Annotated in this window: 12 protein-coding genes and 1 riboswitch; of the genes, 1 reads left to right on the top strand and 11 read right to left on the bottom strand. The window is 50.5% G+C overall.

From position 1 onward, the window contains the following. The 6 genes from AC0YNS_RS03375 to lepB form a co-directional block, all read right to left on the bottom strand. Window positions 1–1,026 (bottom strand): ABC transporter substrate-binding protein, encoded by a 1,026-nt coding sequence (locus AC0YNS_RS03375; RefSeq protein ID WP_475779606.1) that lies wholly within the window; start codon window positions 1,024–1,026, stop codon window positions 1–3. 158 nt (window positions 1,027–1,184) lie between these two features. Continuing rightward, window positions 1,185–1,424, bottom strand: a riboswitch (cobalamin riboswitch). A 65-nt stretch (window positions 1,425–1,489) separates the two neighbouring features. Continuing rightward, window positions 1,490–3,694: a heavy metal translocating P-type ATPase gene (locus AC0YNS_RS03370; RefSeq protein WP_475779605.1), complete on the bottom strand. Its 2,205-nt coding sequence runs from the start codon at window positions 3,692–3,694 to the stop codon at window positions 1,490–1,492. A gap of 130 nt (window positions 3,695–3,824) precedes the next feature. Next, window positions 3,825–4,133: a rhodanese-like domain-containing protein gene (locus AC0YNS_RS03365; protein WP_090976378.1), complete on the bottom strand. Its 309-nt coding sequence runs from the start codon at window positions 4,131–4,133 to the stop codon at window positions 3,825–3,827. A gap of 187 nt (window positions 4,134–4,320) precedes the next feature. Then, on the bottom strand, window positions 4,321–4,662 hold the full coding sequence (locus tag AC0YNS_RS03360) for a DUF3889 domain-containing protein (protein WP_475779604.1): 342 nt from the start codon (window positions 4,660–4,662) through the stop codon (window positions 4,321–4,323). A 68-nt stretch (window positions 4,663–4,730) separates the two neighbouring features. Next, a complete protein-coding gene (locus AC0YNS_RS03355) occupies window positions 4,731–5,738 on the bottom strand; it encodes a DUF4184 family protein (protein ID WP_475779603.1) in 1,008 nt (335 codons plus the stop codon). Between the two features lie 2 nt (window positions 5,739–5,740). Further along, window positions 5,741–6,292 carry a signal peptidase I gene (lepB, locus tag AC0YNS_RS03350; protein WP_475779602.1) on the bottom strand — a complete coding sequence of 184 codons (552 nt, stop codon included), beginning with the start codon at window positions 6,290–6,292 and terminating at the stop codon, window positions 5,741–5,743. A gap of 195 nt (window positions 6,293–6,487) precedes the next feature. Between lepB and AC0YNS_RS03345 the strand changes: the two genes are divergently transcribed. Continuing rightward, on the top strand, window positions 6,488–7,684 hold the full coding sequence (locus AC0YNS_RS03345) for an MFS transporter (RefSeq protein ID WP_475779601.1): 1,197 nt from the start codon (window positions 6,488–6,490) through the stop codon (window positions 7,682–7,684). Between the two features lie 58 nt (window positions 7,685–7,742). Here AC0YNS_RS03345 and AC0YNS_RS03340 read toward each other — a convergent pair whose 3' ends face one another. The 5 genes from AC0YNS_RS03340 to AC0YNS_RS03320 all read right to left on the bottom strand — a co-directional run bounded on the left by AC0YNS_RS03340 (window position 7,743) and on the right by AC0YNS_RS03320 (window position 13,307). Further along, entirely contained in the window at window positions 7,743–8,231 is a 489-nt protein-coding gene (locus tag AC0YNS_RS03340) for a YlbF/YmcA family competence regulator (RefSeq protein WP_475779600.1), read from the bottom strand. Between the two features lie 22 nt (window positions 8,232–8,253). After that, entirely contained in the window at window positions 8,254–9,810 is a 1,557-nt protein-coding gene (miaB, locus tag AC0YNS_RS03335; protein ID WP_475780095.1) for a tRNA (N6-isopentenyl adenosine(37)-C2)-methylthiotransferase MiaB, read from the bottom strand. Between the two features lie 218 nt (window positions 9,811–10,028). Beyond that, window positions 10,029–10,601 (bottom strand): phosphate propanoyltransferase, encoded by a 573-nt coding sequence (locus AC0YNS_RS03330; RefSeq protein WP_475779599.1) that lies wholly within the window; start codon window positions 10,599–10,601, stop codon window positions 10,029–10,031. 102 nt (window positions 10,602–10,703) lie between these two features. Then, window positions 10,704–11,570 carry a 2-oxoacid:ferredoxin oxidoreductase subunit beta gene (locus AC0YNS_RS03325; protein ID WP_475779598.1) on the bottom strand — a complete coding sequence of 289 codons (867 nt, stop codon included), beginning with the start codon at window positions 11,568–11,570 and terminating at the stop codon, window positions 10,704–10,706. Between the two features lie 3 nt (window positions 11,571–11,573). Next, window positions 11,574–13,307 (bottom strand): 2-oxoacid:acceptor oxidoreductase subunit alpha, encoded by a 1,734-nt coding sequence (locus AC0YNS_RS03320; RefSeq protein WP_475779597.1) that lies wholly within the window; start codon window positions 13,305–13,307, stop codon window positions 11,574–11,576. Between the last annotated feature and the right edge of the window lie 48 nt (window positions 13,308–13,355).

Here is a 13,355-nt window from a genome sequence, read left to right as displayed (position 1 = left end):
TTACTTGAACAGATCCGGATGCAGCTTCTTCGCTACCTCCAGCAGCCCATCGGCAAGTCGAGGTCCGACCCGGGTCAACGGATCCTGATCCACTTCAAACACCTGCTTATTCTTAACCGCATTAATTGTTGCCCAGCCAGGTCTTGTTTCTATCCCGGTTAGGATAGGATTGGTCTCACCTTCAGCGAGAGTCATGGACGCATAAATGATCTGATCCGGATTCGATTTCACGACCGACTCGGGGTCAATCTCGTACCAGCCCTGCTCGCTGGCGACGTTAACGCCTCCGGCGAGTGTAATGAGCTCATCCAAGAACTCTCCTTTTCCGACTGTCCAGCCCGGTGCGAACTCCAGATACACATTCCGTTTCGGCGCATCTTTAACGGTGTTAATAACCTGTTCTCTAACTTGCTCCATATGAGCCGTAACTGCTGCAGCTTGCTCATTCTTATCCAAAATTTCACCGATCTGCTTCACCTTCGCTATGACAGCATCGTACGTCTTCGGATCTGTAGCAAACACCGGGATTTGGAGCGAGCGAAGCTTATCGACAACGGCACTCCCCATGGTATAGGAGGCGAGCACAAGGTCAGGTTTCAGCGAAACGATTTTCTCAATATCGGCGTCCATATCGCCGATCTTCGTCACACTCTCCGCTTCCTTGGGATAGTTAGAGTAATTGTCTACCCCAACCAGAGAAGCCCCGGCATCTATGGCATAGACGACCTCAGTCTCACTGGGCAGCAATGAAACAATGCGCGCAGGCGCAGACTGGAATGTGAGCTCAGTTCCCGTCACATCCTTCAACGTCAGCGGGTATACGGAATGTTGTTGCTGTGCGGAGTTATTCGCAGCAGCTTGCTCGGTTGCATTGGCCGCATTGCCAGCGCTGCCCGCATTACCCGCATTCTCAGCAGCTTGATTGGCGTTATTCTTACCTGAGCCACAAGCAGCTGTAATCAGCAGCACTGCAGCCATAGTTACGAGTAATACAAGTTTAGTTAATGGCATTAATTTAGATTTCATTTGAATCATTCTCTCCCCATTCTATAATTGCGTACAACAAAAAAAAGCATTTCCGACTTCGAGCGTCAGAAATGCTTACGTTCCGTAGAACATCAGCGGGCAATAAACGGTTGCCCATCTCCAACACCTCCCTAAGTCCTCGTAGGTAGCGTTCATACTGAACAGGCAGGTATCCTGACTCGAAGCTTCTGTCATCAACGTCTTCCCAAACGATCCCATCGTTCAGTGACTTATCATTGATGCGTTGTCGATTGGAGATGGGCGAGCATGCCTTCCCTTCCAGAATCGACGCTTCTTACAGTGGCGGGTCCGTGCCGGTATTGCACCGGTCTTCCCATTTAAGCTAAGCTTGCGCGTTTCAACGGACTGAAACGAACGCATACGCTTAGCACCTGTTCGTAAACTATGAAATTGTGCTTGAGTAACTATACCATCACCTTTTTAGGATGTCTACAATTGGCTTTCACTTCCGAAGAAATCGGTTCATTTGGCCGTTTAAACGCAGCGCATTAAATACGACAGACACCGAACTGAGCGCCATAGCTGTTCCGGCCATCCACGGCTCTATGCCGCCTACTGCCGCAAACGGGATCACAATAGAATTATAGAGCAGCGCAAAACCAAGATTTTGCCGGATATTCCGGACTGTCATTCTGCTGATTTGAAAAGCCTCATAGATACCGGTCAGCCGCGAGCGAAGCAGCGTCATATGCCCGGCATCAAGCGCTGCCTCCGTACCGCCGCCCATCGCGATGCCGACATCTGCGGCAGCAAGTGCGGGAGCATCATTCCAGCCGTCACCGGCCATTGCAATGACTCTTCCTTCCCCTTGCAGCTGGCGAATGAGCTCTGCCTTGTGCTCCGGCAGCATGGACGCATGTACATCATCCTGTGCGATTCCCGTGATCCGGGCCACGTTCATTGCTGATGATGAATGATCGCCGGTTGCAAGTAAGACGCGAACGCCTTCGGCTGCCATCGCCGAGACTGCATCCGTCGAGGAGCGTTTTACTTGATCGGTGAAGGCAAACGCACCGGCGCATTCCCCGTCTATCGCGGCATAGATGACCGTCTCCCCGAGTTCTTCTTTCCGATTGACGAAGCTCAGCAGCACTCGATTCATCTTCCAGTCCCGCTCAGCGGCAAAACCGGCATTGCCAATTTCGACGCGCTTGCCTTCAACGACTGCTTCAATCCCCTTGCCCGGATATGCTTGATAAGCCGTTGATTCCGGGATCACTAGCCCAGACCGTTTACCGGCAGCCTTAATCGCTGCTGCGAATGGATGCTGAGAATTTGCCTCAGCAGACGCCGCTAGACGCAGCAGCGCGCTTGGCGAGCCGGACAATGCGGACACTTCCGTTAACGCAGGCTTGCCTTCTGTTAACGTACCTGTCTTATCCAACACAATCGTATCCAATTGAGCCAGACGCTCCAGCGCGCCTGCTTCCTTCATCACGATGCCGCGGCGGGCAAGCTTACCGGTAGCCAATACGAGCGATATCGGCGCTGCCAAACCAAGCGCGCACGGACATGCTGCCAGAAGCACAGCAAGCGCATGAAGCGAAGCCTTCCCCCAGTCGCCCGGATCCAGCCAAATCAGCCAAAGAAGCAAGGTAGCCAAAGAAAGCAGCATCATAATCGGTACAAAAATAGCCGATAACCGATCCACTCTTCGCCCGATCGAAGACTTCGTCGCCTGCGCTTGGCGCGTCAATGCCGCAATTCGGCTTAACATCGTATCCGGCCCTGTCGCCGTTACCCGAATTCGCAGCTCTTGTCCGCGAACGATAGTACCGGCGTACACATGATCCCCGGCTGACCGCACGACAAGCGCGCTCTCGCCGGTTAGGAAGGATTCATCCATCGTCGAATGTCCCTCCACGATGATTCCATCCGTCGGAAGCGGTTCATTCACCGCGGCAATAAGCTGATCTCCGAGTCTTATTTTTGCTAGTGATGTCTTCTCTCTGCTTCCACCGCGAATGACGACCGCTTCGCTCGTCTGAAGCGAAGCGTAGCTATCGCTTTCCTTCATGACCCGCTCCGATGCGGACGCCTCCAGCAGCTTGCCAAGCAGCACAGCGGTTATGACTACCGCAGACGTTTCGAAGTATAGCGCCCCGCCGGTCATCATGGAGATATAGCTGTACGCGAAAGCAGCTGTAGTTCCTATCGCGACTAGCACATCCATATTCGCCGTTCGCTCTCGAAGGGCATAGAAAGCTCCGAAATAGAAAGGCATCCCGATAAAGAACTGTACAATTGCCGCGAGCACGAATTGAAGCAGCGGCTCCTGTATAATCAATGGAACCGGGATGGCTTCCAGCCAGGCGTAATGATGAACCATCGTCCACAGCAGCGGGATTGTGAAGAGCACCGCCACGAAGACACGCACCTTAAGCGAGTCCAGCTCGGAAGAATTGTCCCCATCCTTCCCGTAGAGGAAAGCATGAAATCCAAGCTGCCCGATTCGTTCGATAATGGATGTCGGCGTCGTTTGTTCCGGTGAGAAGGTGATGTAAGCTGATTTGGCCGCATAATGAACGGATACACCGGATACGCCTGCCAGCTTGCCGACAGCTCGTTCAATCCGGGTAGCACAAGCCGTACAGCTCATGCCGTGTATTCGCAAATCTAGCGCTTGGTCTCCGCGTTGCTGCTGCATAAGGAACCTCCTCCATCAAACAAACTAGCTGTCCTACTCTCCACTATATGGCAGGGTTGTTCGACTCATGATATAAACAACAAAAGCACCTTCGCGCAGCAAGCGCGAAAGTGCTCTCTTGAACAACATTCTATTCCCCGGTAGCTACTTCTCCGGGCCAGCTCAGCATACCGCCAAGCACATTAACGACCTCATACCCTTGGGCAGCCAAATAATCACAAGCTTTGCCGCTGCGATTGCCGCTTCTGCAAACCATATACAGCGGCTCCTCGAAAGCATTCAATTCACCGAGTCTTTCGATGAAGACGGAGAGCGGGATGCTCACCGCTTCTTTAATATGACCCGATTCCCACTCGTCGGGTTCACGTACATCGATTACACTCAGCTTCTCGCCTTCACGCAGCCGAGTTTCCAGTTCACTAGCTGTTATTTCTCCCATTACCTGCAATCGCTCCTTAGCGCATAAATTCAAACCTATACCTGCATTCTACTCCTCTGCCTTACCAAATGTCCATCCGGCAAGCGACATAAGTAGGAGCAGCATCCGCTGCTTCCTGCGAATGCTGCTCCAGATCAGCTTTCTATTTCGTCATATACGCACCGCTATGCCGCTTGCTTCTTTGGATTCAGATCAACGAAGAAAAGGCAGGCAATCCGTCCACTTTGCCGTCTTCCATAAATTGAATGCGAACGACCTTCTCGCTATGCTGCTCAAACCAGATGCGCACGGTAACTTCAAACTTGCGGGAGCCTTTGTTGAGCAGCAGACGAAACGTTTCTGACATCAATCCCGCTTCCTCCACTTTTCGGCCGACATGCTTATAGTCCACGATCTCAGCATGATAACGGTGCGTCGTTTCCTTCATCGCGAGTCTGCCCCACTTTGCGTAAGGCGGTTCAGCGGAAACAGGCGTAACGGCACAGAACAACATCATACAAGTCATCATTAGAATTATTAACGGTCTCATTCTTCCACCTCCATAGTCTAGGCGATGGTAGAATTCCCCATTTCAAGCTCTTTCATACATGGATAAGCTTACTGTTTCAATTCGAATGGACCTTTGACCACACGCTGACTTGTCGTCACGATACGACTTGACAGCAGCAGCGCGGCACTCCAGCACAATAGAAATCCATTCCACAGCGGATCAAATACTCCCTTAGGCGGGTGTAGATATCGATAAGGAATACCGTCTGTGAACAACTGCTCTCTTAGATTGGTACCGAAGCGCAGTGCAATTATGGCAGCTACGATAAGAGCAAGTGATCCGAGCGCATGCCACACTCGCTGCTTCTTCACGGCCCAATAGAACAGTGAAGCAACATAGAATCCGAATAATAAGGAAGACAACGGTGCCACAACGACGATACTGACGAAATCATGCCTGTGGTGAATAACCATCATTTTCAGCTTGTAAACAATCACCGTTGTACTCAACAACACAAGCCATAGGGAGATTTTCGTGCTTGGAGCAGCGAGCTTCTCTTTACTTGTTTTCCGTGACAACCCTATGAAGCGAAAGTATCGATACAGGAGGATGAGCCCCGGTATTACCAGCCCCACTATCGAGAAGTCAATCTGAAGCTTAGCATACAAAGGCGAATCGCCATGATGTGCACGCAGGAAATCGAACCATTCAACAAATATACCGCCTGCATGTGTCCAAGCATCAACAAACATATGGGTCCAGTAACCAATTAACAAGGAACCGAGGAAGACGATCCATGCGCGAACCGAGTCCAGCTTCCAATCCACGCATAAGCTGGAGACGAACTGATCCATTCGCCCGAATGACGGAAGAAACTTTGGCAGTACCGGTTTAATCAAATAATGAAACACGAATGCGAAGGCAATACACAAAGGCAAGCCTTGTATTAGAAAACCTAATATCGAATGTCCAATACTCTGATAGGGCTCCATCGCCACAAAATACTCCATATCAGGCGACATGCTCCCTAGGATAAGTCCCGTGACACTTACCCATTTAGGTTTGATCCGTCGAAGTGGAACCGCAAACAGCGGATGTGCAAATGTAAAAGGCACGGTTATTCTAACCCGCCGAATTTATTCAGAGGCCACAGACGAAATACTGCGCGACCTTCCAGGCTTGATAAGGCGATGGGGCCTAACACGCGGCTGTCTTGACTGTTTTCTCGATTATCTCCCATTACAAATACGGTATCAGCCGGGACAGTGTATGGCATTTCCAGCCCGTTTGAGAAGGTAAGACCTTTTATGTACGGCTCTTTCAATGGATGTTCATTCAGAATGACATGACCATCACCGGTAATATTAAGGACATCTCCCGGCAAGCCGATCACGCGTTTAATTAATCGCTTGTCACTTTCAGGACCGTTGATGATGACAATATCTCCTCGATTCGGTGATTCGAACCTGTAGCTGATTTTGTCCTCAATTAATCGTTGACCTTCTACTAATGTTTTTTGCATTGAAATATTCCTTACTTCGGTTTGGGCAAAAGCATAGTTCTGGATCAGCAGCGCCGCTACCATCGCCACTCCAAGCGTAAGAATCCAGTCTCTTACTTCTCTCGCCCACGGTTTCTTATGCGTAGGTGTAACTTCCGGATTCTCCATATCATTCTCCTTCCAATTCGTACAGCTTTCGGTGTTCGTCGTTCACATTCCAACAAAACCTTCTTATAACTATTACGAATTTAACCATCAAATAGTTTCTTTGAAAACAGCATTTTGTAAAAAGCATTGCCCGTCCGCGCTCTCGTAGGATAAAGTTAGTAGATTAATGTAACTTTCCGAAGGAGTGAATTTCCGTTGTCCGCTGACGCCAAGGCTGCGCTTATACCCACTACTCGCGCTGACCATGTTATTTTCATCATAGTCACCTTATTGTACTGGTCTACCCTGTATGTCTATGTCCCCATTCTTCCTCCGTTTATGAAAAGCAGCGGGTACGCCGATGTGTTGATCGGCATCGTACTCGGCAGCTACGGCTTTACGCAAATGCTTGTCCGTTTCCCGCTTGGACTCGCTTCCGATAAGCTTCATAAACGCAAGCCGTTCCTTATGCTGGGCATGGTGAGCGGTGCATTAAGCTGCGTATTGTTCACGATTCCCGGCTCCTGGCTATGGCCGTTAGCAGGACGAATGATGTCAGGCGTCTGCGCTTCCGCATGGGTTGCCTTCACCGTGCTGTACGCAGCCTACTACGCCTCCTCCGAAGCGACCAAAGCGATGAGCAATATCAGCTTCATGACCGTCTCCGGGCAATTAATCGGCATGACGCTGAGCGGCTGGCTTGCCGGCGCATACAGCTGGAACGCTGCTTTCATCGCCGGGATTGGACTCGGTATCGCAGGGTTACTGCTCTCCTTTGCAGTTAAAGAGCCTCGCGAGGGGGTGGAACGTCCGCCAATCTCGCTTCAGCATCTACGAGAGGTTGTTCGAACGCCTTCACTCATACAGGTTTCTACGCTATCGATCTTGGCGCATTGCGTGCTGTTTATTACCATGTTCGGGTTTACGCCGCTGAAAGCAACATCCTTAGGTGCATCAAGCAGTCAGCTTACGTTAATCGTCATTGCGTTCATGGTCCCGCATGCCATCGCTTCCTTGCTGACAGGTCGAATCCTTGCACCGCGATACGGGAGCAGGAATGTCATTGCGGTAGGCTTCGCACTTAGTGCAGTATGCACGATTGCCATTGCCTACTCGCCTTCACTCGGATGGCTGGCACTAACACAGGCGCTTAACGGCTTTGCACAGGGCATGCACCTGCCCTTGCTGCTCGGGCTCGCTATACAGCCGTTTGAGTCTTCTAAACGCGCAACGGCGATGGGCTTCTACCAAGCCGTATACTCGATCGGAATGTTCGCAGGCCCTTTCTTAGCCGGCTTCATTAACGAAGCCTTCGGCCGCGATTACGGATTCTGGCTTGGCGGACTCTTCGCTCTTGCTGCACTTGCCCTAATCCTCATTTGGCGTCGCAGTCATGCGCCACAATCTGCCTAACAACACAAAAACCTGCCGCACATTGCTCGCGCGGCAGGTTTTTCCTCATTGCCTCTAATTACATGCACTCTTCCGGATCTTCAACCTGAGCATCTTCGATCGAGATCTTCTCGGCAACCGTGTCGCGAATGACAGAAACGACAGTTTGCAGCAGATAGTTAATATCCGCTTGGCTTTGTTGGAACTCCGTAATGATCGGAATTCCGTCCAGCTCATCTTGAAGCACTTCGATCTCTTTCTCGATCTTAGCCACCATATCTGCGTTCTTGAACGTTGTTTCGAAAGCGACGATTTCCTTCTGCTTCTTCTTGATTACTGCGATCAACCCTTGAATGCGCTCATTGCCTTGGATTTGTTTCTCTGCACGTTGGAACTGTTGAACTTCTTCCGATGTGAAGATCATGGTTGCCAGTTCTTTCGTCTTGGCCATGATATCTGCACGTACGATTATATCTTCTGTATTGAATTTCGGTACCGTACAGCTCGAATCGTGGTCGTGATCGTGGTCATGTTTATGATCGTGTTTCGCTGTTTGCTCTTTTGCCAATGGTTCCAGCTCCTCTAGTTTGTTAAGATACGGCTTCGTGTTTCGTATATTCCATGATGGGCTCTGCTTTGACATACCAAGTTTGAGCCTCGGTCACTCTTGCTTCGATGAATTGTCCAATCCATTCAGCCGGTCCTTCGATATGTACCAGCTTGTTCGTACGCGTACGTCCGGACAATACATGTGCATTGTTCTTGCTCTGGCCTTCAATCAGCACTTCGACAATTTGACCGATTGCTGCTTCATTACTACGACGGCTGAGCTCCGCGATAACGGCATTCAGTCGCGCGAGCCGCGCTTTCTTCACAGCCTCCGGAATGTTATCTTCCATCTCTGCAGCAGGTGTCCCCACACGCGGTGAGTAGATGAAGGTGTAAGCAGAAGCAAATCCGACCTCTCTCATCAAGGAGAGCGTGTCTTCGAACTGCTCGTCCGTTTCACCTGGGAAACCTACAATGACATCTGTAGTCATGGATACACCGGGAATCGCTCGTTTGATTTTGGCAGCCAGCTCCAGGAACATTTCTCTTGTATATTTGCGACTCATCCGTTTGAGCACCTCTGTGCTGCCGGATTGCACCGGTAGATGAATATGCTCTACAAGATTGCCCCGTGTGGCCAGAACCTCTATCAGATGATCGTCGAAGTCGCGCGGGTGACTCGTCGTAAATCGAATGCGCGGCAAATCGATTCGGGCCATATCCGCCATCAAATCGCCGAACCGATACTCGATATCGTCAAAATCCTTCCCATAGGCGTTAACGTTCTGCCCCAGCAGTGTAATCTCTTTAAAGCCCTGCCGAGCCAGCTCGCGAACCTCTGCGATTACATCCTCCGGACGTCTGCTGCGCTCTTTACCGCGCGTATAAGGCACGATACAGTACGTACAGAACTTGTCACAGCCATACATGATGTTCACCCAGCCGCGCATGCCTTCACGCTTCTTAGGCAGGTTCTCGATGATGTCGCCTTCTTTGGACCATACCTCTACTACCATTTCCTTGCTAAACAGCGCATCCTGCAAGAGGTAAGGGAGCCTATGAATATTATGTGTACCGAAAATAAGATCGACGAAGCTATGCTTCTGCATAATTCGGCTGACCACCGATTCCTCCTGCGACATGCAGCCGCACACGCCAAGAATCAATCCCGGTTTCTCCAGCTTCAGGTGCTTCAGATGCCCCAGCTCGCCGAATACTTTATCTTCCGCATTCTCGCGAACTGCGCAAGTGTTGAGCAGGATGACATCCGCTTCCGTACGGTCATCCGTCGGCAAGTAGCCCATTTGCTCGAACATGCCTTTCATGACTTCCGTATCATGCTCGTTCATCTGGCAGCCGTATGTCGTAATATGATAGAGCTTGCCTTTGCCAAGCTGCAGCAGTTCCGGAGGTGTTGCCGATTCATAATGAACCTGAATGGCTTCCTTCCCTCTTCGCTTCTCGTCCTTATAGTTAGGCGCAGCGTTGACCGTTATATCGCGACCGTTAATTCGGTAGGTTGTTTTCCCGTCTTCTTCCCTCAGTACTTTCGCACCTGTGAAGTCAAAATACTTGGAGAAGTCCTTTTCGCCGCTCACGGGCTTTGTTTGGCCTGCAGCCGCGTCGTGCGTCTCCTTACTCACAAACCTTCACGCCCTTCCTCCATACGTGTCCATTCCAATATTATAGCAAACCCAGTCGCGATTATAAAGAAGAATGAACCTTTGTTCAACCTCACAGCAATCCAATTGTAACAAAAAAGAGACAATTCACTCCTGCGAGCGACTGTCTCTTTCTAGTTATCGGCTATAGCAGGTTATCCGATGATCTCAGCTTGATCGCCGGTAGACGCGCCTGCTGCATTCGCTTCATCCGTGTCAATGTGCATATCAAGCGCGAACTCCGGAGATACGCGTGCGATTACATTCTCTAGCACGAGGCCGCGTTCGCCTTGCAATCGCACTGTCAACCGCTGTTTATCCGCAATTCCGAAGCGCTCCGCATCACTCGTATGGAAGTGAATGTGACGCGCTGCTACGATGACGCCTTCTTCGATTGTTACTTCCCCTGCAGGCCCTTTGATCGTGATGCCCGCAGAGCCTGCGATGTCACCGGATTCGCGAACAGGCGGTTTAATGCCAAGCGTGAACGCATCCGTACGGGAAACTTCGAGCTGCGTACGTTTGCGAACCGGACCCAGAATCCGGACTTTGCCGAAGCTCCCCTTCGGTCCAACAATCTCTACTGTTTCATTAGCTGCATATTGCCCTGGCTGAGATAGCGGCTTGAAGACGGACAACTCAGCACCTTGTCCGAATAGTATTTCTACATGCTCCTGCGTTAGATGAATATGTCTGGCGGATACGCCAACGGGAACCATCATTGTCATAAGTTTGTTAAACACCTTTCATACAACGCGTCAGGTCGATAAGAAAGGCATACAGCTCAGGGATGAACTGTATGCCTTCTATATAGGCTGAAACTGTTGCGATTATTTAAATTCAGCTACCAATTTATCGAATTGCTCCTGCGACAAGGATAGATCTTGGTTAGCCAGGCCTTCCGGTTGGAAGCCGCTCACCATATCCTCGTACGATTTACGTTCTTTGTTCTGGTAGATGAGGCCTGTAAGCATGCCGTTCGTTTCCATGATTTTGTTCATAGCCGCGATACGGTTTGTCGAATCGTAATCCGGGAATTGATCCAGGTTTACGATATTCTCTTTGAACCAATCGTAGGTGTTTACTTTGTTGAACGTTACGCAAGGGCTGAATACGTTGATCAGCGAGAAGCCTTTGTGGTTCAGGCCTGCTTCGATCAGGGCAGTCAGTTGCTTCAGATCGCTGGAGAACGATTGAGCGATAAACGTAGCGCCTGCCGACATTGCGATTTCAAGCGGCGACAGCGTTGTTTCAATCGAACCTTCCGGTGTCGATTTGGTTTTGAAGCCTTCCGCACTGCGCGGCGAAGTTTGACCCTTCGTCAAGCCGTAGATTTGGTTATCCATAACGATATACGTAAGGTCAACGTTACGACGAATCGCATGTACCGTATGGCCCATACCAATTGCGAAGCCGTCACCGTCACCGCCGGAAGCGATAACTGTCAGCTCGCGGTTAGCAAGCTTCACGCCTTGTGCGATTGGCAATGCGCGGCCGTGAATACCGTGAAGACCGTACGCATTCACATAGCCGGAGATACGACCGGAACAGCCGATCCCGGAAATAACAGCCAGACCCTCTGGCTCAAGACCAACGTTAGCGGCAGCCCGCTGAATAGCGGCTTGAACGGAGAAATCTCCGCAGCCTGGGCACCAGTTCGGTTTTACATTATTACGAAACTCTTTAAATGTAGCCATCTCTTAGACCAACTCCTTGCATGCTTTGTGCACTTCGGAAGGCAGGAACGGATTGCCGTCGTATTTCAGAACGCTCTGGATTTTATCCGCGTAACCTGCATGTAATTTCACTTGATCAGCCAGTTGGCCGGTTGCATTGTTCTCAAGTACAACGACCTTCGTTGCGCTTTGCAGGTAAGGCTTCACAAGCTCCGCAGGGAACGGGTGAATTTGGCGAATCGTAATATGGTTCGTTTTCAGGCCGTCACTCTCCATACGAAGACGAGCTTCGTCGATCGTGCCGCCGGTTGAACCCATGCCGATGATGAGAAGATCCGCTTCTGCATGAGGAGCATCTGCGCGAACCGCATCACGGATATACACGCCGTCAAGCTTCGTGAGACGTTTATCCATCATCTTCTTACGATTGATGGCACTTTCCGAAGGACGTCCTGTTTCGTCATGCTCAACGCCCGTTACATGGTGCAAACCGCCTTTGTCGCCCGGAATAACACGCGGGGATACGCCGTCTTCCGTTAGTTCATAACGTTTGAACAGTTCATTCGTTTCAAGCTCAGGCAATTCTCGAACGAGCTTACCGCGGTTAATCGGCATTTTATTCAAATCCAGCGCATCGCAAGATTGCTTACCAAGCGACAGCTGAAGGTCAGTCATTAGAATAACCGGTACTTGGTATTGCTCTGACAGGTTGAACGATTCAATGGTGTCGTAGAAGCAATCTTCCAGGGAAGCCGGTGCAATTACGATCTTCGGAATTTCACCGTGCGTTCCGTATACCATGGCATTAAGGTCGGATTGCTCTTGTTTCGTCGGCAAACCTGTGGAAGGACCTCCACGCTGCGTATCTACGATTACAAGCGGCGTTTCTGTCATCCCTGCAAGTCCGATCGCTTCCATCATAAGAGACAAACCAGGGCCGGCAGAAGCTGTCATCGTACGCACACCGGCATAGTTCGCGCCAATCGCCATCGTTACAGCTGCAATCTCATCTTCCGTTTGAACAACGGTCCCGCCGAACTTAGGAAGCTTCTTAATGAGGTATTCCATAATCTCGGAAGCCGGTGTAATCGGATAAGCCGACATCAAGCGGCAGCCGCCTGCGACGGCGCCCAGACCGATCGCTTCGTTACCGATCATGAACAGCTTCTGTTTGCCGTCAGCCGGCTCTAGCTGGAACTCTTCCAACGGGCCGCCTGCCAGCTCTAGTACATAGTCCGAGCCGCGTTTAACCGCTTCGATATTCTTCTCAACGATTGCCGCACCTTTACGGCCGAACTCTTCTTCTACTGCTTTATTAAATACATCAACCGGCAGACCAAGAAGCGCCCAAGACGCGCCGGACGCCACCATGTTTTTCATTAGGGAAGTACCCAGATCCTCCGCGATCGAAGTGATCGGTACTGCAAATAGACGTGCATTAATGCCTTCCGGCAGAACAGGATTAAACTTTGCATCGGCAACGACTACGCCGCCAGCACGCAGTTCATGTGCGTTTAAGTCGATACTCTCTTGGTCAAATGCAACCAAAATGTCCAAATCATCCGAAATGGCAAGCATCGGTTTAGTGCTGATTCTGATTTTATTGTTGGTATGACCGCCTTTGATACGTGAAGAAAAGTGACGGTAACCATACAAGTAGTAACCAAGACGGTTAAGAGCTGTCGAGAAAATACGGTCGGTACTTTCAACGCCTTCCCCTTGTTGTCCCCCGATTTTCCAAGACAATTGACTAATCAAAACGCCCATCTCCTCTTTTGATGAACCTGCGATATTTTCGACATCATT

This window comes from Paenibacillus sp. J22FR21 (assembly GCF_056269135.1).
Note: the sequence above shows the minus strand (reverse complement) of the source record. Positions and strands in the feature narration are given on the sequence as shown.